The organism is Crinalium epipsammum PCC 9333 (assembly GCF_000317495.1).
In the GTDB taxonomy this organism is placed as follows: Bacteria; Cyanobacteriota; Cyanobacteriia; order Cyanobacteriales; family PCC-9333; genus Crinalium; species Crinalium epipsammum.
The window spans coordinates 5,032,485-5,053,202 of sequence record NC_019753.1; the positions used below are offsets into that span (position 1 = coordinate 5,032,485).

Genomic DNA, 20,718 nt, shown 5'->3' on the forward strand with positions numbered 1-20,718 from the left:
GGAGAGGAGAAATTTGCTGATTTTGGTTAATTAACCGATGACCAATAACCGTTAACTAGAACAAAGTTTGCGCTCGTCTCGGCTAACTTGAGAGTTAGTCTTGAGATAATCATGCAACCAATTACAAGCTCGTTGCATTAAATACTTTTGATCGGAAGCTTGTAATTGTTGACGGTCAAAACTCCAAATTTTGGCAGTATTATCTAAACTGCCTGAAATAATACTTTTTCCATCTAAACTAAAATTAACACTCATAACTGCCGCGCTATGTGCTGGTATAGTTTTGAGTAAGGTTCCGTCAATTTGCCAGATTTTTATGGTTTTATCTTCACTCGCGGAAGTAAATGTCTGACTATCGGGAGCAAAGCTACTACTATATACTTCTGCCTGATGCCCTTTAAAAGTGTGCAGTAAATAGTAGTCGCTACTTCTCCAAAGTTTGATAGTTTTATCTGCACTGGTTGAGGCAATAAATTTACCGTCAGGACTGAAGTTTACACTATAGATCCAATCTTTGTGTGCTGGGATACTTTTAATTAAGTTTCCGGTGCGACTATTCCAAACTTTAATAGTTTTATCAGCACTAGCAGTAACTATAGTTTCACTATCGGGACTAAAACTAACTTTGTATACCTCATCGCTATGTCCCTTCAGCGTATGAATTAATTTACCATTATTACTATCCCAAAGTTTAACAGTGCGATCGCGACTTGCGGTAGCAATCATCTTACCGTCAAAACTAAAACTTGCGCTATTAACTTCATCACTATGTCCTTTGAGCGTATAAAGTAAAGTTTGATGATTAATATTCCAAACTTTAACAGTTTTATCTTCACTAGCCGATGCTAACAGATTTCCTTGAGGATTAAAGCTAACACTATAAATAGCTTTATTATGCCCAGTTAGGGTTTTTAAGAACTTGCCATCACTACGTCGCCAAAGTAAAATTGCTCCTTCCGCCGTAGCTGAAGCAACAATATCCCCTTGAGGGCTAAAACTAGCGCCATAAACTCCGCTACCACTTGTTAAGATTTCTAGTAAAGAACTTTCTCGGCGCTGCCAAATTTTAATAGTGTTATCCAAACTAGCAGAAGCAATATTTTTACCGTCAGGGCTAAAACTAACGCTATAAACTCCTTTTTTATGCCCTTTAAATGTTTCTACTTCTATCCCGTTAAGATTCCAAAGTTTAATAGTATTATCTCTACTAGCAGAAATCATATTTTTACTATCAGGGCTAAAACGCACACCCCACACAGAATCGTTATGTCCTGAAATTGTTCTGATTAATTTGCCGTCGCTACTATTCCAAAGTTTGATAGTTTTATCAGCACCAGCAGAAGCAATCAATTTACCGTCTGGGTTAAATGTTACACTATTAACCCAGTTAGTATGACCTGTTAAAATTTTGAGTAGTTTAGCGTCGCTAACTTGCCATAATTTAATAATTTTATCCTCACTGGCAGAGGCTATAGTATTACCATCAGGGCTAAAATTAATACTAATTACGCCAGCGTTATGACCTGATAAAGTTTTGAGCAAGCGACCGTCGCTAACTTGCCATAATTTAATAGTTTGATCGGCACTACTAGAGGCTATGATTTTACCATCAGGACTAAAATTTACGCTATTAACTGTTTGGTTATGTCCTGAAATAGTTTTAAGTAAACGACGGTCGCTAACGTTCCATAATTTAATAGTTTTATCAACACCAGCAGAAGCTAAAATCTTGTTATCAGGCGAAAAGCTAACACTATAGACAGCTTCGCTATGTCCACGTAAAGTTGTGAGTAATAAACCGTGATTACTCCAGAGTTTTACTGTCTTATCAAGACTCGCAGAAGCGATAAGTTGATTATCTGGGCTATAATTTACACTAATTACACTATCAGTATGACCGTTTAAGCGATCGCGTTCTTGAATTGTAGTAACAACTTGTTGTAGTGTACTAACAGTTTCAGTTTTTAAGTTCGCTGGTATCGCAATAGTCTTATTTAATCGTTTTGCTGCTTTTACACTAGCAATTAAGGCTTCTAACTGATTATTTAATAATAAATTAGCTTGCGATGAAGAATTTAAAGCATCAATTTCGCGTAACTGTGCTGTTTGTGAATGCCAATAAGCTAAACCTCCGAAACCAGAAGCAGCTATTGCTAAAACACTGATTGCGACTACAGCTTTTTGTGCTTGTCTAAGTCTCTTTTTTTGTTCAAATTGTTTTTGTTGTCGTTGTTCTAAACAAGCAGCAATAAATTCTTGTACATCTGCTGATAATTCATCGGTGTACTTAATATAGATATCTTCTGCTTCTGCGAGGCGTACACCTTGCAATAAAAAATCAGACTGCTTGCCACTGTGTTTCCATTGTAAAGCGGCTTGGGCAATTTGACGTTGCGATCGCAATCTTGCCCGATTTTCCTCCAACCACCACCGCAACGTAGACCAATGGCGAATTAATATCTCATGCGCCACCTCCACCGTTACCTGTTGTTTCATCACTTCTAGTGATAATTCCACTGACTCTTCCCTCACCTCCTCCAAAAGCTCATTTCCCCCCTGTGGAAATCCGGGGGAGGGGGATTTCATCGAGCTTAAATCCTCTTGCTCCCCTCCTCGCGGGCGGGGATGGGTTGGGGGAGGGGTTCTACTCTCATCCTCCAAACTAACCACAACCAACTTAGCTGCTATTAACGCTTGCAAAGTTCTATCAACCAAAGCAGCTTGATACTTCTTCACCACCAAATCCGACTTAAACACCCGCCGCCGAGTATCTTCCGTCCCCTCTCCTAACTGCGTCAGCGATAAAAAAATCCACCTAGCACACTCTTTTGCTTGAGCATCTAAACTTTCATAAACCGCTTGCGCCTTTTGTTCCAACGCGCCTTTAATTCCGCCAACCTGCTCTTGATAAGCTTGTAAAGTTAACTCACCTTGAGAACGATATTCCCACAACTGTTCTAAAACAAATTCCAATAAAGGCAAATCACCTGCTGAATGATTTAACTCTTGCAATAAAACCTCAACCAAATCATTAGCAACCTTCAAACCCACTTGCTCCGCCGGATTAACAATTACACGGCGATAATCATCAGCAGTAAGCTTAGGTGGAACTAACACATTCGACTGTTGCAAACGCATTGCTAACTTGGGTACTTCCAAACAAGCAGCAATAAAATCTGTCCGCAAAGTAATAATTAATTTAAACTTATCTGCTGCATACTCCACCGCACCTAAAATAAGTTCTAAAAACCTTTGTCTATCCTCACTTGGCGCAAGCGTAAACAATTCTTCAAACTGGTCTATTACTAACACAACCATAGATTCGGGTCGGCTGCGTATCCAATAAACAAATCCCTCCACCCCCTGATATAGCATCCCCTCTATTTGTAACGCTTGAAGGCTAGCTTTTTCCTTATCAATACCACCCTCTACCAAACGCCTTGATAAAGCTTCTAGAGGACGTATCCCTGGCGTAACTTTGCGAATAAACCACTTATCACTTCCAGGGAATTGTTTACCTTGCCGTAATTTGGCAATTAAGCCAGCTTGGACAACAGAAGATTTACCACTACCAGAAGCACCCACAACTGCTAAAAAAGACTTGTGAGCAACTTGATTAATTAATTGCTGAGTTAAATTTTCTCTTCCATAGAAATATTGAGCATCTTCTTCACCAAACGCTCTTAATCCTTTATATGGGCAAATTCCTAAATCAAGCCCTTCTTTGTCGCTATTTTGAAAGGCAGTTTTTCCAGGTAAAACTTCAATTACACCTTGTGCGCCAGATAACCAAATGTGGAGAGGAAAAGCATCTGCTAGAAAAACTTGTAATTGCGTAATCCAACAAGCAATTGATAAACCAGATGATTGTGGCGCTACTATAGTATCAAGTAAGGCTTGGGCAAATTTTTCAGAATTATTATCAGATGGAGAAGCTGCAATAATACATTGTCCTCTTTCCGCATCAAGTTGTAAATCTTCCACCCACTCTTTTAATGATGATGTTTGTTCTATATCTATACAATCTAAAATAATAATTTGTTGAATAACTTGAGAACGACGCAACTGTTGTCTTAACCAAGAGCGACTAATTATAATATCTTCTCCTAGTAAAAGCACGGCTTCATCTGCTTCTGTTTCCGCCAGGTGTCCACGCAGATATAATAATGCTGTTGTTGGTTCTTCAGTGTTATATTGCTGTTTGATATTTAGTAATTCACCTGCATCTTTACCTGCTACACGCAAACATTTTTGAATAGCTTCGCGTACATCTTGTACCGTTGTTTTTCCAGGTCGAGGTAAATACTCTAGTGCAAAACCACCAATTCCACGTAAAACTTTACTAAATTCAAGTGTAATCTTACTGCTAGTTAATCCTTCTACTACTAAAGCTGTTCTTTGCAGCCGTGATTTACCATAAGTTGGTGTTGAACCTAAAATTAATTCCCCAATTCCTTCAACTATTCGTTTAGGTGATTGCAGAGGATATTCGGGATTTAACTGAGTTTCGCCTTTATGCCTTTTTTGTTGATTAATTAAACGTAATTGTTGATTAGTTTTATCAATATATTGCAGCGTTTGATGATAAACATAACGGTATAAGCTGTCAACATCAATTCTGCCTTGTGCATCTGCGGCTTCACCCCGTAATCCGCGCATTAAATAATAAGTAAATACCCCATGTCCTAATTCGGGAAACTCCCAAGATTGTTGCCCCTGGTCACAAGAAAGCAAAGCATAAAATCCTTGAGTTTTATTAGCGCGTTGCTGCAATACTTCGACTAATTGAGATGCAGGATTAAGTAGCGGTTCTGCTTTTGCTGTTTGGGTTATTCCTCTTAGCGTCATGCCACCACTATGACAAGCATCTAACCAAACTAACTGCTGATGTGCTGCACAATTACCTAATAATTCTAATAATTCTTGTAATGCTAAACCTGTATTAAATAAATTATCTTTTTGAGTATCTGCTAAACAAAGATATGCTTGCTGAGTATTTGGCTCTAGCATTCCATGTCCAGAAAAATAGCATAAAATTGTATCTTGTGATTTAGCAGCCGTAGAGATTTGTTTAAGACTGGCGCGTACAGTTTTTAAATAAGGAAGTTCGGGGGCAAAATCATGATAAATTTTGATTTCTTTCTGAGCAAACCCCTGCGTTGCCTCTAATAAAGCTTCTGCTAATCCTTGACAGTCTACAGAAGAGTATCGTAGAGAATGTAAAGTTTGATCCTGATATTTGTTGACTCCCACCATTAACAGCCAAAGTTTAGGTTGCCCTGTTTCTAAGGCTTGAGTTGAGCGACTGGTAGCAATACTAACGGGAGACATTTTTTAAGGGAGGAGGGAGGAGGGAGGAGGGAGGAGGGAGGAGTCTGAATATTAGTTTTGGCACAAGTTGATAACTCCATCTTAATCATCTGTGTTTATTTGTGTGCATCTGTGGTTAAACTTTCTAAAATTTGATTTTCTTACCGAAATAGTTGCGATAAAAGAATGCAGATTCAAACAGATAAACGCAGATAAATATATTCTATTAGTAAGCTACGCTTAAATTCTCTTCTTCTGCTCTCTGCGTCTCTTTGGTTTGTTCAATTCTTGACAGCGCATAACTGAGAAGTAAACGATCCTCTATATTATATTTAGCACTAGGACAAGGTGCGATACCTTCTAACCAACTCTTAGGACAACCACCACCACAAACTGGAAGCATCGGACAAGTAGAACAGGGAAACTCACCTTGACGTACTTGTTGGTTAAAATTACCTAAGCGATCGCGCTTTCCTGGCATCTCTTTCCCACTAAGATGATCTATAGCATACTCATTCGGTGTGCCATAAGTCGGTACATAAGACACCTCGCTACAATTAAAGATATTTCCATAAGCATCAACCAACTCAGAATTGGGCATCAGCGCCATACAAACTATCGGTGTTCGATCAGGAATCAGTATAGGACGAAAACCTAATTCCACCATTTCCCCAAACCAAGCAATTTCCCATTCGCCAAACTCTTCTTTAGAAAGGGAACGAGTATGAGCATCATTTCCCCAAGAATGAATTGGCGCAACATAAAAACCAATTTTATCTTGTATTCCCTCTGCGGCTAATTGTTCCAGCAACAAAGAAACAGATTCATAATTTTGATAATCAACATTACAACGAATATTTAATTGCACCTGCAAGTCTTCACGACGTGCTAGATTAGTAACATTAGTAAAAATCTTATCAAAGGTTGGCAGCCCACTTTTTTGCATTCTTCTAGCATTATGATATTCTGCCACACCATCTAAAGTTACTTCAATGAAACTAACGCCAAAATCCTTAATCAATTCAGTAGCGACGTGTTCTGTAAGTGCTAACCCATTAGTTACAATTTTAGCATCATAGCTACAATCAAAACTTGCAGCTAACGCTTGAAGTTGAGGACTCAGACTTTTAATTACTGGTAATCCAACTAAAGGTTCTGCACCAAACCAAGCAATAGAAAGACTACTAAACTTACCACTTTCTAACTTACTGCGAGTACGTTCTAGAAAACGTTGTTGATCAGTCTCACTCATCATCTTGCTCTTATGCTCTTGACCGCAATAATGACAACCAAGCTGACAATAAGCTGTAGGTTGAACAACTAAATATAAATCAGTATCATTTTTAGCTACGGTATCATTTTGAGCTAGAATACTTTTTAATTCATCTTCATCAGATGAAACGATAAGTTGGATATTAGCCAGATCAATTAAAAAATCTTCAGGTAGTTGTTCAAATTGTCCAGATTCTAAAAGATTCCAGCTAAATTCATCAATAATGCGTACATTAGCTGTGCGGGTTGCAAAGATTACTCGTTTGATACGCTTTTCTAGTTCATCAAAAAACGGTTCTGTTGCAACGTGGTAATAAGAAAGTTTGATATCCATAGTTTTAATTTAGGGGTGAGGAGAGAAAAGGGATGAGTACAATTAGAGAAAAAATAGACCTCGTGTAAAACCAGTTATTACCTTGGCGTTCTTCTACCCTAGCGCTAACGTGCAGCTAAAGCCCTACGGGCATGAACACGCTAACGGCTAATGCGCTCTCTGCGTAAAAAAACAAGATTTATGCAAGAGGTCTAATAAACTTGTGCTTTATCTATTAATTCCACGAATTGACTGAATTAACTTAGTATTACTCTCAAGTGCAGGATTAGTTAATAGTTCAGCCCCTCGCCCAGCTTTAGGTCTACAACTCCCGTTACAAATACCGTTTCCATCTGAATCAGCTTTTTTTGATAAGCCTGGAATTTGTTCTACAGAAGGAGATAGTTTTAAATTTTGTTGGTCTAGTTTTATTGTGTTAGTATTCAAATTAGCTCGATTCAAAATGTTATCATTAGCCCTAGCTGGAACTTGAGCATAAGCAGTTGGTGTTAAAGCTGCAACACTGGTTAAAGTAATAATACCGAGCAGAACTTTGAGTTGGTTGGCGTTGCGAATAGACATATTAGTAAGCCTCGTTTTGTGAATTATGTTTGAGGTTTTAACCCCTTCACTAACTCAATAGGTTGGCTTTGTTTTTTTTATGCAGTGCTGCTCAAAAATTCCTGAAAATATTTCTAGCTAGGTGTAGTAAAGTCTTGGAGTAAGCACACTCCAGCCTGATTATTGACTCCTGCTCACTGGTAACTATTTTATGCGCCCTCGTCAGAGCATTATTGAATTGTTTTCCAAGTTTGTCCAATTTGAAAGCGATCGCTTTCATGCTTGGTTAACCGACGCTAAACTGCGTCGTAGTATGGAAACTTGCTTAAATCAGGCATCAGACGCGACACCATCAGAAAACTTTTGGGCGCTTTACTGGTACAACCTCTGGCATTCTCAGACTTCACATTTAGCTAAAGCTCATCTTACAGCTTACTTACAAGAACCCTGCTACTGGACATCTCAAAAAATCGCTTCGGCTTTCGCTAGTACCCAGTACACCCTATCAGATTGTTTTCAAGTTGCGATCGCCAATCTCGATACTGTCCTCAAAGGTTTTAACCCATCACAAGGTTTTCCTTTAAAAAACTACGCGGCGGCGATTTTTAGCAGTACCCTCCACAACATCCTCCGTCAGCGCCAAGAAATAGATATCTGCACAGACTATGCTTTATTACGCAAACTCAGCCAAAAAAGGTTAGTAGAATCTTTACAACAAGCAGGACTATCTCAAGAAAAGATAGCTAGTTATGTTTTAGCTTGGAATAGTTTTAAAACTGTATACGTCCCAACGCAAGCAACAGCGACGCGCAAACTACCTGCACCGGATCAAGAAACTTGGAATGCGATCGCAAATCTCTATAACCAACAACGCCTTCAACAACCAGGTGTAAAAGAATCTAACGCGGAAACTTTAGAAAAATGGTTACTTGCTTGCGCTAAAGCTGCTCGTGCTTACTTGTACCCAACTCAAATTTCCTTAAATGCTCCCAAATCAGGAGAAAACGCTGAAGAATTTCTGGATTCACTCCCCGAAACTGCCACACCATCATTACTGACAGAAATAATCGCCCAAGAAGAAGCACAAAGTCGAGCAGAGCAACTTGCTCAAATTAATACCGTTTTAAGTACAGCATTAGCAGATCTAGATCAGGAAGCAAAAACAATTCTGCAATTATATTATGCTCAAGAATTAACTCAACAGCAGATAGCCAAGCAATTAGAGATCAAACAATATACTGTTTCTCGTCGGCTCACTAAAACTAAAGAATCATTACTACTGGCGCTAGGACGCTGGAGTAAGGAGGAATTGCATATTTCCATGAATTCAGACGTATTAAAAGATATCAGCACAACTATAGAAGTATGGTTGAAGTTGCACTATGTGGGACGGGAGATAAGTTAATCGTTTAAGATAACTATTTTATTTTTTAACGCAAAGGATCGCAAAGGTAAGCGCGAAGGATCGCAAAGGAAGAAGTATTATGATTTTAGATACAGTTGTTTTTGATTCTACTAATGTTCGGCTAGAGTTTTCGGAGTTAGAGCAAGATCAAGTATGGCAGCAAAGCCAAGCTTTTTCGAGTGCTTTTAGTCGCTGGAATGCTTACTTAAATCAAATTGCCTTAAAAGCGATACTTCCTTGGTTGCGTGAAGAATATTTAGCTAAAGCTAATATTTCGCCTGCAAGTGCAGCTTTGCCGAGTTTTTGGGAAGTTGTCAACGGTACAGCTATTGTTGCAGATAATACGAGATTTGTATTAATTCCGAGCGAATCTATAGATTCTAGTGAATTGCGTGTACCTCAAGAATGGGTTGATATTCCTAGTTGGACGGCTGATTATTATTTAGCGGTGCAAGTTAATTCTGATGAAAAAGGAGTAGTAGTTTGGGGATATGCGACACATGAACAACTAAAAACAAGGGGAACGTATGATAGTAGCGATCGCACCTATCATTTATCCTCAGAAAACCTTACTCTCGATCTAAACGTCCTCTGGGTAGCACGTCAACTAGGAATAGAAGAAACAACCCGTGTTCCAATCCCATCTCTGGCTACCTTACCCTTAACTCAAGCTCAAAACTTAATCCAGCGTTTAGGTAATCCCGCTATTACCTTACCTAGATTAGCAGTACCTTTTGAACTTTGGGGCGCATTACTAGAACATGGTGGAACCAGACAAAATTTATACGAAAAACGCTTAGGATTGCCACAAAAATCTATAATTGATTGGCTGCGTAGTGGAGTTTCAGATCTTGCCCAACAAATAGGCTGGGGACAAATTGAATTACAACCTAGTTTTGCAGGAGGCAGAGGAGAAGAATTAACATCTACTAAAATAATTCTCTCTCGTCAATTGCAAATAGCAGGTCAAAACTACGAATTACGAGTATTTCCTGTAGGCAACATAGAAGACTCAATTTGGCGTTTTGAACTACGCAACTCTACTATTGGTGGTTTAATTCCTGGTGGAGTTAAATTAAGACTTTTAACTGAAGACCTCGAAACCTTTGACGGTAATGAAGATATAGCCCTCACAGCACAAGAAAGGCTTTATATAGATGTTGGACTTGCACCTGAAGAAGGAATCGTTTGGGAAACAGAACCGTTACCTGACAATTACGATAGAGAAATTTTACGCTTTTAACTTCCTGCCTCCTCTGCCTCCTCTGCCTTCTCTGCCCCCTCCCTCCTCTCTCCTCCCTCCTCCCTTAGAGGTACTGGATCATAACCTCCTGGGTGGAATGGATGACAGCGTAGTATCCGACGAACCGCTAACCAACTACCGCGCCAAGCGCCAAAACGCTCGACAGATTCTAAAGCGTACTGGGAACAAGTGGGTTGAAACCGACAACTAGGGAGAAACAACGGAGAAATAAAACTCCGGTAGCCGCGTATTAACCACATAATTAACGTCTTAATCATCGTAAAAATCTATATAGTATAAAAATAGGTTTTACTGAACCCTGCAATTAAGCCTTTGTTTAACTCATTGCCCTGGTTAGCATCCATTCCTAGTTTATGGCTCCAAATTGGTATTGTTGGAGTCTGGTTAGGAATTATTGTACTTTTAGCAGAATCTTTACATCGCTACACCGCAACTGACCCCGAAAGAGTGCGGAAGGTCGTTCACATTGGCACTGGCAATGTAATTTTATTCGCTTGGTGGTTTAATTTACCAGCTTGGTTAGGTATTACTGCTTCAATTTTAGCTAGTGCTGTTGCCCTCATCTCCTACAAATTCCCTATCCTTCCTGGTATTAATAGCGTTGGTCGTCAAAGCTTTGGCACATTTTTCTATGCCCTCAGCATTGGTATACTTGTTGGGTGGTTTTGGTATCTACATCAACCTCAATATGCAGCTATTGGTATTTTAGTGATGACTTGGGGTGATGGATTAGCAGCATTAATTGGTCAACGATTTGGTAAACATCCCTACATGGTTTGGGATAGCAAAAAAAGTTGGGAAGGTTCGATCGCAATGGCTGTAGTTAGCTATGTTATTACCAGCCTAATTTTATTTGGCGTTGAGGGCAATATTTGGCAAACTTGGGTAGTTTCCTTAGCTGTTGCCTTGGCAGCTACAGGTTTAGAATCATTTTCCAAGCTAGGAATTGATAATTTTACTGTTCCTATTGGTAGTGCAGCAGTGTGTTTTTTCTTGATGCAAATATTATGAATACTTCTAACTAAATGAGGTGGAGAAAGTTTATTTTCTCCACCTCACCCATTGTCTGTATAATTTTAAAACTGCCAATCGCGATCGCCAATTACCAATCTGTATCATGCCTTGCTTTATATCGTTCACCTTCAAACGGTTGCACGCCTATAGTAGGATATGCGTCATCAGTAGGGCTAAAAATGCGAACCACTGATTTTGATAAATACTGGGTAATGCTCTCAAGCCATCTGGTAATACCCATAATATTATTCTCCCTTAGTTGACCAAGATTTTGGATCGAGAATTTAAGAGAGAATACATCTCTCTATCTTCAATTATGATTAAATCTTCAAGTATTGAGTGTGATTGCAATATTTATTTGATTATCTTTGCAATACTTTGCGATCAACCCCAAAACAAAGCCGCAAATAAATTTATGGGTTAAAGATTGCGATAAACCTCATCATCATTTCGCTTCCCTACTCTATAAACATCAACGATTTTTTGATCTTCATAAACATAATAAAGTATACGAAACTCTCCTTGATCTACACGATAACCATCTGGTTCGCCTTTCAGCGCCTTACAATCATGGGGTTTCGGATTTCTGATTAAAGAAAATATTTTTGAGGCTACTTGCTTGTATTGCTTGGGTTGTAAATCTTTGAGATCTTTTTCAGCAGTATAAGCAATACGCAGTAGATAGCTTTGCTTCGGACTATCTTCATTCTTCACGGGCTTGCGTAATAGCTTCTAGCGTAGTAAAACCAGTATTTTCTTCCTTAGCTTTACGAAGTGCAGCCGAATCTATCATATCTTCTAGTGCCTCTAGACGCTGAAGATCCTGAATGCTAACAATTGCAGCGATAGGCTTACCACGCCGTTCTACTAAAATTCGCTCTTGTCCAAATCCAACTCGGTTGAGCAAATCAGGAAAAAGCTTCCGAGCAATACTTGCTGTAAATGTAGTCATAATGTGTTGCACTTTCGGATACTCATTCTTATTACATTGTGTACAATTTGCTATTTATTTATGTACAAATTGCTCTGTTCATACAAAGGATAAGCTAACACCCATCTAAATTGCATCTCCTCTATTCGGCTGTTCCCTTTCGTATTCAGATCAAAAAATCCCAAACTCGCTACAATCTCAACTAAATACCACTAAAGGGTGTAGCAAATGCTAAGGCGAATTTGGCAGTGGTTGAAGCAACTATTTCGACGATTGGGTAAGAGTACCCCGCCTCAGTCTGCCAATTCGCCAAACACCCCACACCAAGCATCCCAAACTACGGGTAGACAGCCACAATTACCTACGGTTAACGGCGACGCGAGGGGAAGTCAACCTCTGGATAATGCCGAATACGAAAACATCTTCATGCAAATACTTGATGGAGTGGAGCAAGGTTGGAGTTGTGGCAATATTAAAGGCTTTTTAATTGCCAAAAATGTTAAGGAATCTGCATTAGTAGAATGGTTGCGAGAATTTGGTAAGAAGTTGCTGGAAATACCAGAACCGAATCAAGAATTAGTGCGGCGGATGTTAGGGTTGGGTAAGCTTCGCTGTGGGGAACTTAGTCAAGTTGCTGATGAAATAGTCAGCCAAATATTGATTCCGCCAAAGGCTAAGGTATCGGAAAATGATGGCGCTGATGCGGTGAATAAAAACGAGGGTGATTATCAGGTAACAGAGGCAGAATATTGGTTTGAGCAAGGTAAGCAGCAGTTTGATGCGGGAGATTTTGAAGGTGCTTTGGCATCATACGACCAAGCTGTACACATCAAACCCGATTACTATAAAGCTTGGCACAACCGAGGTTTTGCGCTTGATAACTTAGAGCGATTTGAAGGTGCTTTGGCATCATACGACCAAGCTGTACACATCAAATCCGATTTCTATAATGCTTGGCACAACCGAGGTGTTGTGCTTGCTAACTTAGAGCGATTTGAAGACGCGATCGCATCATTTGACCAAGCTGTACACATCAAACCCGATTTCTATAATGCTTGGATGGAACTTGGTGCTGTGCTTGTTAACTTAGAGCGATTTGAAGAAGCACTCGCATCATTTGATCAAGCTGTAGACATCAAACCTGATGACCATCACGCTTGGCTCAATCGAGGTTCGGCGCTTTTTACGTTAGAGCAATTTGAAGAAGCACTCGCATCATTTGATCAAGTTGTAGACATCAAACCTGATGACTATCAAGCTTGGTACAGTCGAGGTATGACGCTATTTAGGTTAGAGCGATTTGAAGAAGCACTCGCATCATTTGATCAAGTTGTAGACATCAAACCTGATGAGCATCACGCTTGGTACAGCCGAGGTATTGCGCTTGATAACTTAGAGCGATTTGAAAAAGCAATCGAATCATTTGATCAAGCTGTAGACATCAAACCTGATGACTATCAAGCTTGGGTTGGGCGTGGTATTGCAGCTTTTAATTCTGTTGCTTGTAACTACTTGCTTGCTTCTAGGAGTACCATCGCTAAACAAAATTCTGATCTTAACCAACGTGGTTATCCGGGTGCATTCGCAAGCTATCAAGAAGGTTTGAAACACTGTCACCAACATACCCACCCCGAAGGTTGGGGAGAATTGCATCACGCTATCGGCGAAGCACACTATTTTCGAGGAAATCAAGATCAAAATCCCCGTTCCTATTACCGTAAAGCTGTAACCGAATACAACTTAGCCCTTGAAACTCTTACCGAAGATGATTTTCCTGAATTACATCTAGAAGTTTTACAAGACCTGATCAAAGCTTATCTAGGTTTAGGACGAACAGGCAAAGCCCAAGAATTAAAAAGACGTGGTACAGATTTATTACAAAGTGAAAATCTAAAACGCTCAAATTGGAGTAAAAAAAGTTAGCTTTAAAATTCGTCGGCTTTCAACAACTTACTGTTGATATCGCCGTCCAATCTGGTGAAGTGGTCAAAGCTTTAACAGTAGCAGAAGAAGGAAAAAATACCTGCTTAAGTTGGCTACTCTATGATCGGGCTGATGAAATCCCCCCACCCAGTTATCGCCAAATTCAACAACTACTCAATCCTACAACTGCTGCTATCTACTGGCATATCAGCCCCTACGCCCTCCACACATTCATTCTGAAACACAACGCACCAGAACCCATCCCCCTCACTACACCCACATCAGATCATCAGGAAACATTACCAGAACCAGTAAACAGACAACGCCAGTTTAAAGACTGGGTAAAACAGTGGAATCACAAATATCAGGAGTATAGCGCAGGTAAAACCCCCCTCAAGCAGCAGCCAGACAACATTCTCCCCTGGCGCGAAGCCTTACCGGAAATGCTGCAAAATCTCGCTAATATCCTCAACATTCCCGCAATCTTAAAGAAAATTAACCCCGAAAACCCAGATTCACCCATCGAAAACCTGATTTTAATTCCCCACCGCGACTTACACCGCTTCCCCCTTCACGCCTTATTTCCCGATAACTTCTGCATCACCTATCTACCTAGCGCCCAAATGGGCATCGACATTTTAAAGAAATATCAGCAACGCGACGGGGAAGCAGGAAAGCCGGAAATAGAAAATAACACCAGAATCTTCAGCGTAGAACATCCCAATAGTCAAGACTTTGAAGATTTACCATTTGCAGAAATAGAATCTGCTACTATTTGCCAACTATTCCAGAATCCTACCCGCTTTGATTCACATCGAGCAACCAAAGCAATAGTCGAAACCAACTTAAAAGATGACCACAAAATCTTTAGCTTTACAGGACATGGCGGATACAATTATCGCCACCCTGAAAAATCAGCCTTATATCTGAGTGAGACTGATCAATTAACAGTAGCAGAAATCTGCAAATTACCCCTCAGCCACTATTACTTAGTTACCCTCTCAGCTTGCGAAACCGCTATTTCTGGCGACTATAGCATTACCACCGAATATGTTGGTTTAATCAGTGGGTTTATGAGTGCTGGAGTTGATCACGTTGTCAGTACGTTATGGAAAGTCGAATCAGAAGCCTGTGCTTTAATAATGATGAAATTCTATCACCTGCTGCGACAAACTAATTCTGCCCCAGTCGCTTTAAATCAAGCTAAAATCTGGCTACGCGAAGCAACTTGGGGAGACATCGCTCAGTTTTATCAGGAAATACTGACAAATCTACCTGTTAATGTAGGTAGTTTGCGTCCATTAATCGAAGATGCCTTATATAGAATTAATACAATGGAAGAAAACAATTGTCCGTTTACAGATCCTTATTACTGGGCAGCATTTACAATTACGGGTTTACCTAATCAACCTTACCGAGAAATAATTTAGCTCAACGTAGCTTGGGTAGAACGAAGTGAAACCCAACATTTGCAAGGTGTTGGGTTGCGCTGCGCTTAACCCAACCTACAAATCTACTGACTGCTGACCGCTATATCTTGTTTAAACCCGCCCAAAAGCGGAAAATGGGTATCGTGTCTAACTTGATTTTGGGGAATTGGATTGCAGATGCGATCGCCAACAAAACCTTTAATTTTTGCGATAATTATATTATTTGCAGAAATATATAATAAATTATGAAACCATCTGAACGCACTATAATAATCGCTTTCCTTGCTGCTTTAGCACAACTAGATGCACCGTTGCCAGAAAATGTAAAAGAGAAATTACAAGCAATTAGCAAAGATTTAGCTAATCAAATTGATCAACTCCATGACTTAGCTAGATCTAATCCTCAAATAGAACAACTTTACCAAACAGCGCGACAAGCTTTGCTCAACCCTGCAACTACTCGCAACAAGGGTCCACGTCCCATAGTAAATGCTACTGCGGAAAATCGTACTACTGAAATTCCTAACACTTCAGTTGCTATTGAAGATCAAGAACTTTTAGCAACTATCACAAAAGTTTTTAATGATCCTGAACCAGTCAAAGCGGCTCAATCATTAGATGTAATTAACGAACTTTTACCCCTTATTCGGATAGCTTAGTGAATGCCTGAAGAATTAACAATTATTTATCCGACGCTCGATCTATTTATATACGATCTGCGTTCTGGCTTAGGGCAAGACTCAAATAAACTTAATCAAAATTTAAAGAACTTTTGGCAAAAAGTCTATAATCAGCCCCAATATAATAAATTGGGTAAACAGCTAGACGAAGAATTATTGGGAGAACTAGCTAAGGCAGAAAATCCCGAAGCTAGTTTTGTAGAGTTACTAGGTTCTAAGCAAATTGAGTTTTTTGAACAACCTTTAGACGGTTATTACTATCCCCTACAATTAGGAGATACTTATGCTCTCCAAGTAGACTGTTCTGGTCGTTTTAGTGATGGTGACAGTCAACATGACAATCAACCTCAGCCTATCAGTAACATCAAATTAATTCAACAGGAAATCTTTGCTCATATTGGCGGTAAAGATGTAAAAGGTAACATTGGTCAAACTTGGGTGATGTGGGGTCAACTCACACCAGATATTCAACGAGAATCAAGTATTGAGCAAGTTGCTAAAGAATGCTACGCACATTTAACAAATGACCCGAATTGGGAAAGAGATTTTGATCATCAAGGTGAATTTTTGACTGCGAGTGTATTTGAATTTTGGCGACCTGCTGCTAGTTTAGATGCTTATGATGACAGTTATCATTTGCTAATTTTGCTATTTCCTCATTCTTTTCCCCTGTCTATAATTCAAGAGCAAATAGCCAAAGCTTATCCGCAATTACTACGCTTGTTTTACTACAGACATAAAATAACTTGGGCTTATTACCAAAGCCATTATTATAAAGCGGTATTGAAAAAAGATTATGTATCAGTAAAAAAATCTATTCAAAAAATCTCTCAATTTAGTAATAACCTTGATTTTAGTAGCAACACATCATCACAAGTATCGGCTAACCAAATCGAAAAAGTTGGCAGTAGTGAAAATAACTCTACTCTTGCCAATGTTCTGCCGAATAAAGTAAATAATGTTAATAGTGGAAAATTAAAGCAATTAGAACAAACACTTACGCATACTCTAAATATTTTAACGGATTATGCGATTAATTTAAGTGGATTGAATGCCCAAGCGTATACGATTAAAATTAATATTGGCAATTATCAAAAGCGTGTTAATCAAATAGTAACTAAACATGGGGAAAATGATCGCAAATTTTTAGAAGAATTTAGTAATTTTGCCACAGAACGTTATCAGGGAGAAGTTGAGGCTGAGTCTGCCTATCTTAGTACAGGTTTAACTTTACTAGAAAACCTGATCAAAACTATTGAAGGTATAAGTAATATAGAACAAACAAAAAGCGATCGCCAACTTGAAAACTTAATCGCTGCAACTGGTGTGGGAGTAGGAACAGCTTCTATTATTGCTTCTACTTTTCCTACTGTAGTTCAAGAGTTTACGCGGTTGTATGGCATAAAAGTAGACAAAAATCAATTTCCCTTAGCTGAACCAATATCCAACTTACTAATTGTGCTGTTATTCAGCTTAGGTTTAGGCGGGTTAGCGGGATGGGGAAGTTGGAAAATCATGCGATCGCGATCGCATAGCAACTCCGCAAGAGTAAGGAATCGCGCCGATAATGCCTAGAAGAGAAAATTAAAATTCAAAAGTCATTGGTCATTGTATCTTGCCCTGTACAGGCTTAAGCAGCTTATAGCAGAACCAATCAAAATAAACCTAGTTATTTTTGGTAGAATTTACTATAATTAAAAAAATCCATCTGGTGAGAAATTTTAAAAATGAAACTGGATTACCCTGATATTGAGCAAATAGCACTAGATCAAGAGCTAAGTATTAGTTGCAAGGATTACAGCCTCTTGACTGACCTCTACCAGCTAACGATGGCTGCTTGCTACGTGGGTGAAGGTTTAGAGCAACGACAAGCAAGTTTTGAACTGTTTGTGCGCCATTTGCCTGAAGGTTTTGGTTATTTAATCGCAATGGGTTTAGAGCAAGCTTTAGACTATTTAGAAAAGCTGCGCTTTAGTCCTAGCCAAATTTCTGCCTTACAAGCTACTGGCATTTTTGCTGATGCTCCTGCCGAATTTTGGTCATTATTAACAGAATTCCGGTTTACGGGAGATGTCTGGGCAGTCCCAGAGGGTACTGCTGTGTTTGCAAATGAGCCAATATTGCGGGTGGAAGCACCTTTATGGCAAGCACAGTTAGTAGAAACTTACTTACTTAATACAATTAATTACCAAACTTTAATTGCGACACGGGCTGCGCGTATTCGGGATGTAGCTGGAGTGCAAGCTCAGTTATTAGAATTTGGGACAAGACGGGCATTTAGTCCGCAAGCATCGCTGTGGGCGGCTAGGGCTGCAATAGCAGCAGGGTTTGATGCTACTTCTAATGTGTTAGCAGCACTCAAACTGGGTTGTCAACCTAGTGGTACAATGGCGCATTCTTTAGTAATGGCGTTAACAGCAACAAGTGGGAGTGAAGATGATGCTTTTATGACATTTCACGAATACTTTCCAGATTCGGCGTTGTTGATAGATACTTATGATGCGATCGCAGCAGCCGAACGTTTGGCAAAATTAGTAAAAGCTGGAGAAATACAATTAACTGGTGTGCGTTTAGATTCTGGGGATTTAGTAAAATTATCCCAACAAGTGCGATCGCTTTTACCTGATGTGACTATTTTTGCTAGTGGAGATCTTGATGAATGGAAAATTGCAGAATTAAAAGAGAAAGGCGCTTGCATTGATGGCTATGGATTGGGAACAAAATTAGTTACAGGCGCACCTGCTAATGGAGTGTATAAACTGGTAGAAATTGATGGCATTCCCACCATGAAGCAATCGCTTAATAAAGTAACTTATCCAGGTCGTAAGCAAATCTTTCGGAAATTTGAAGCGGGTATTATTCAGGGAGATAGAGTAGGGCTAATTACAGATAGTCCGCAAGCAGAACAACCATTATTACAGATAGTGTTTAAGCAAGGTGAAAGAGTGCAGCAACCAGAACATTTAAATGAAATTCGACAACGTACAATGACTGCTGTTGCTAGTTTACCAACTGAAACACGCCGCCTTAATCATCCTCAGTCTCCAAGTATAGAAATATCTGCTAGCTTGCGGAAGTTGACTGAGAAAACGCAACGGGTGAAGACTGTTAGTTAATTTTTAGTTTTTTAGAACGCAGATAAACGCAGATAAACGCAGATGAAATGACTCAGGTAGGGAATTTGATGAAAATAGCTTTATTTGGTACAAGTGCTGATCCACCTACGACGGGGCATCAAACTATTATTAGTGGCTTATCTCAATGTTATGACTTAGTAGCAGTATGGGCTTCTAATAATCCTTTTAAACAGCATCAAGCGCCTCTAGAACATCGGGCTGTGATGCTACAGTTACTAATTGATGATCTTGCTGCTTGGGATAACAATATTATCGTAGCTCAGGAACTTAGCAGTACTAGGACAATAGAAACTGTAGAAAAAGCTCGCCAACGTTGGCATAATGCTGAGTTTACTGTGGTTATTGGTTCAGATTTAGTGCAGCAGTTGGGAAGTTGGTATCGTGCATCAGATTTGTTACAACAAGTCAAGATACTGATTGTGCCACGTCCAGGTTATGCTGTAGACGAAGCTGGTTTAGAGAGACTTAGGCAATTAGGGGCATCGGTTGCGATCGCACAACTAAATGCACCTGAGATTTCATCTACAGCTTATCGTGAAATTAAAGATCCACAAGCTTTAACACCCACTGTTGAAGCTTATATTCATCAACAACATTTGTACGAATGCCATCCATCGGCACAAAAAAATTACAGATTCGTTAAAAAATTCACCATTAGCCGATTTTAAAGTCGGTGTTGATAATGTAATTTTCTCAGTTGATACAGCCCAAAATAGACTGATGGTGCTGTTAGTTATGCGACACGATGAACCATTTTTGGATCAGTGGTGTTTACCAGGGACACTTGTACGTCACGGTGAATCTTTAGAAGATGCCGCCTATCGCATTTTGGCTGAGAAAATTAAAGTCGAGAATTTATATTTAGAACAATTGTATACCTTTGGCGATCCTGGTCGAGATCCTAGAGAATCTCCCTCTAGTTTTGGTGTACGTTATCTATCTGTAAGTTACTTTGCTTTAGTAAGATTCGCTGATGCCCAATTAATTGCTAATGGTGTCAGTGGTATTGCTTGGTATCCGGTTAAGCAAGTACCGCAATTAGCTTTTGACCATAACGAAATTTTAGAATATGGTTATCGCCGTTTACGCAATAAATTAGAGTATAGTCCGATTGCTTTTGAAGTATTGCCAGAAGTCTTTACCTTAAGCGACCTTTATCAGCTATACGCTACTGTTTTAGGTGAAAATTTCTCTGATTATTCTAATTTTCGCACGCGGCTACTAAAATTAGGCTTTTTATCTGATACAGGTTTAAAAGCTTCACGTGGCGCAGGTCGTCCCGCTAGTTTATATCGGTTTGATGCTGAAGCATTTGCTCCGTTAAAGGATAAACCGTTAGTGTTTATTTGAATTTCCAGTTTAGAGATTTTTTGTTTAAGTCAATGTTTGATAATTAACCACAGATGAACACAGATGTATATGTAGTTTGAACGCAGGTGAATAGCGATTTATGGGAGTGATGGATTAGTTAAAATATT

Annotated in this window: 17 protein-coding genes; 10 read left to right on the forward strand and 7 right to left on the reverse strand. The window is 39.4% G+C overall.

Going from position 1 to position 20,718, the window contains the following annotated elements; translation table 11 throughout:
• Positions 1 to 51: 51 nt before the first annotated feature.
• The 3 genes from CRI9333_RS21890 to CRI9333_RS21900 all read right to left on the reverse strand — a co-directional run bounded on the left by CRI9333_RS21890 (position 52) and on the right by CRI9333_RS21900 (position 7,477).
• Positions 52 to 5,331 carry an nSTAND1 domain-containing NTPase gene (locus tag CRI9333_RS21890; protein ID WP_015205337.1) on the reverse strand — a complete coding sequence of 1,760 codons (5,280 nt, stop codon included), beginning with the start codon at positions 5,329 to 5,331 and terminating at the stop codon, positions 52 to 54.
• Between the two features lie 205 nt (positions 5,332 to 5,536).
• Positions 5,537 to 6,916 (reverse strand): radical SAM/SPASM domain-containing protein, encoded by a 1,380-nt coding sequence (locus CRI9333_RS21895; protein WP_015205338.1) that lies wholly within the window; start codon positions 6,914 to 6,916, stop codon positions 5,537 to 5,539.
• Positions 6,917 to 7,123: 207 nt separating this feature from the next.
• Positions 7,124 to 7,477, reverse strand: coding sequence for a hypothetical protein (locus CRI9333_RS21900; RefSeq protein WP_015205339.1), 354 nt, complete (start codon positions 7,475 to 7,477; stop codon positions 7,124 to 7,126).
• A 190-nt stretch (positions 7,478 to 7,667) separates the two neighbouring features.
• Between CRI9333_RS21900 and CRI9333_RS21905 the strand changes: the two genes are divergently transcribed.
• Together CRI9333_RS21905 and CRI9333_RS21910 are read left to right on the forward strand one after the other, a co-directional pair.
• On the forward strand, positions 7,668 to 8,861 hold the full coding sequence (locus CRI9333_RS21905; protein ID WP_015205340.1) for a sigma-70 family RNA polymerase sigma factor: 1,194 nt from the start codon (positions 7,668 to 7,670) through the stop codon (positions 8,859 to 8,861).
• A 79-nt stretch (positions 8,862 to 8,940) separates the two neighbouring features.
• Positions 8,941 to 10,104, forward strand: a complete 1,164-nt coding sequence (locus tag CRI9333_RS21910; RefSeq protein ID WP_015205341.1) for a DUF1822 family protein — start codon at positions 8,941 to 8,943, stop codon at positions 10,102 to 10,104.
• On the opposite strand, the gene yidD is transcribed toward CRI9333_RS21910, so the two are convergent.
• Positions 10,101 to 10,379, reverse strand: a complete 279-nt coding sequence (gene yidD, locus CRI9333_RS21915) for a membrane protein insertion efficiency factor YidD (RefSeq protein ID WP_051035471.1) — start codon at positions 10,377 to 10,379, stop codon at positions 10,101 to 10,103. The two genes, CRI9333_RS21910 and yidD, sit on opposite strands and share 4 nt — an antisense overlap.
• A gap of 58 nt (positions 10,380 to 10,437) precedes the next feature.
• Here yidD and CRI9333_RS21920 point away from each other — a divergent pair, with 58 nt between their 5' ends.
• A complete protein-coding gene (locus CRI9333_RS21920) occupies positions 10,438 to 11,136 on the forward strand; it encodes a diacylglycerol/polyprenol kinase family protein (protein WP_015205343.1) in 699 nt (232 codons plus the stop codon).
• A gap of 91 nt (positions 11,137 to 11,227) precedes the next feature.
• Here the strand turns inward: CRI9333_RS21920 and CRI9333_RS27455 are convergent, their stop codons facing one another.
• The 3 genes from CRI9333_RS27455 to CRI9333_RS21930 all read right to left on the reverse strand — a co-directional run bounded on the left by CRI9333_RS27455 (position 11,228) and on the right by CRI9333_RS21930 (position 12,091).
• Positions 11,228 to 11,380: a hypothetical protein gene (locus CRI9333_RS27455; RefSeq protein ID WP_015205344.1), complete on the reverse strand. Its 153-nt coding sequence runs from the start codon at positions 11,378 to 11,380 to the stop codon at positions 11,228 to 11,230.
• Positions 11,381 to 11,559: 179 nt separating this feature from the next.
• Positions 11,560 to 11,853 (reverse strand): type II toxin-antitoxin system RelE family toxin, encoded by a 294-nt coding sequence (locus tag CRI9333_RS21925; RefSeq protein WP_015205345.1) that lies wholly within the window; start codon positions 11,851 to 11,853, stop codon positions 11,560 to 11,562.
• The gene (locus CRI9333_RS21930) at positions 11,843 to 12,091 is read right to left on the reverse strand and encodes a type II toxin-antitoxin system Phd/YefM family antitoxin (protein WP_015205346.1); all 249 of its coding nucleotides are present in this window, start codon (positions 12,089 to 12,091) and stop codon (positions 11,843 to 11,845) included. Before CRI9333_RS21930 ends, CRI9333_RS21925 begins: the two co-directional genes overlap by 11 nt.
• Positions 12,092 to 12,298: 207 nt before the next feature.
• On the opposite strand from CRI9333_RS21930, the gene CRI9333_RS27460 reads away from it, so the two are divergent.
• The 7 genes from CRI9333_RS27460 (at position 12,299) to CRI9333_RS21960 (ending at position 20,590) form a co-directional block, all read left to right on the forward strand.
• On the forward strand, positions 12,299 to 13,993 hold the full coding sequence (locus tag CRI9333_RS27460) for a tetratricopeptide repeat protein (protein ID WP_015205347.1): 1,695 nt from the start codon (positions 12,299 to 12,301) through the stop codon (positions 13,991 to 13,993).
• A 59-nt stretch (positions 13,994 to 14,052) separates the two neighbouring features.
• Positions 14,053 to 15,423: a CHAT domain-containing protein gene (locus CRI9333_RS27465; RefSeq protein ID WP_015205348.1), complete on the forward strand. Its 1,371-nt coding sequence runs from the start codon at positions 14,053 to 14,055 to the stop codon at positions 15,421 to 15,423.
• Positions 15,424 to 15,668: 245 nt separating this feature from the next.
• Positions 15,669 to 16,082, forward strand: a complete 414-nt coding sequence (locus CRI9333_RS21940) for a hypothetical protein (RefSeq protein ID WP_015205349.1) — start codon at positions 15,669 to 15,671, stop codon at positions 16,080 to 16,082.
• A 3-nt stretch (positions 16,083 to 16,085) separates the two neighbouring features.
• The gene (locus tag CRI9333_RS25225; RefSeq protein WP_015205350.1) at positions 16,086 to 17,678 is read left to right on the forward strand and encodes a hypothetical protein; all 1,593 of its coding nucleotides are present in this window, start codon (positions 16,086 to 16,088) and stop codon (positions 17,676 to 17,678) included.
• 152 nt (positions 17,679 to 17,830) lie between these two features.
• Positions 17,831 to 19,219 carry a nicotinate phosphoribosyltransferase gene (locus tag CRI9333_RS21950; protein ID WP_015205351.1) on the forward strand — a complete coding sequence of 463 codons (1,389 nt, stop codon included), beginning with the start codon at positions 17,831 to 17,833 and terminating at the stop codon, positions 19,217 to 19,219.
• 68 nt (positions 19,220 to 19,287) lie between these two features.
• Positions 19,288 to 19,908 carry a nicotinate-nucleotide adenylyltransferase gene (locus CRI9333_RS21955; RefSeq protein ID WP_041226162.1) on the forward strand — a complete coding sequence of 207 codons (621 nt, stop codon included), beginning with the start codon at positions 19,288 to 19,290 and terminating at the stop codon, positions 19,906 to 19,908.
• Positions 19,850 to 20,590 (forward strand): NUDIX hydrolase, encoded by a 741-nt coding sequence (locus CRI9333_RS21960; protein ID WP_015205353.1) that lies wholly within the window; start codon positions 19,850 to 19,852, stop codon positions 20,588 to 20,590. The genes CRI9333_RS21955 and CRI9333_RS21960 overlap by 59 nt, the downstream gene beginning before the upstream one ends.
• Positions 20,591 to 20,718: the final 128 nt, after the last annotated feature.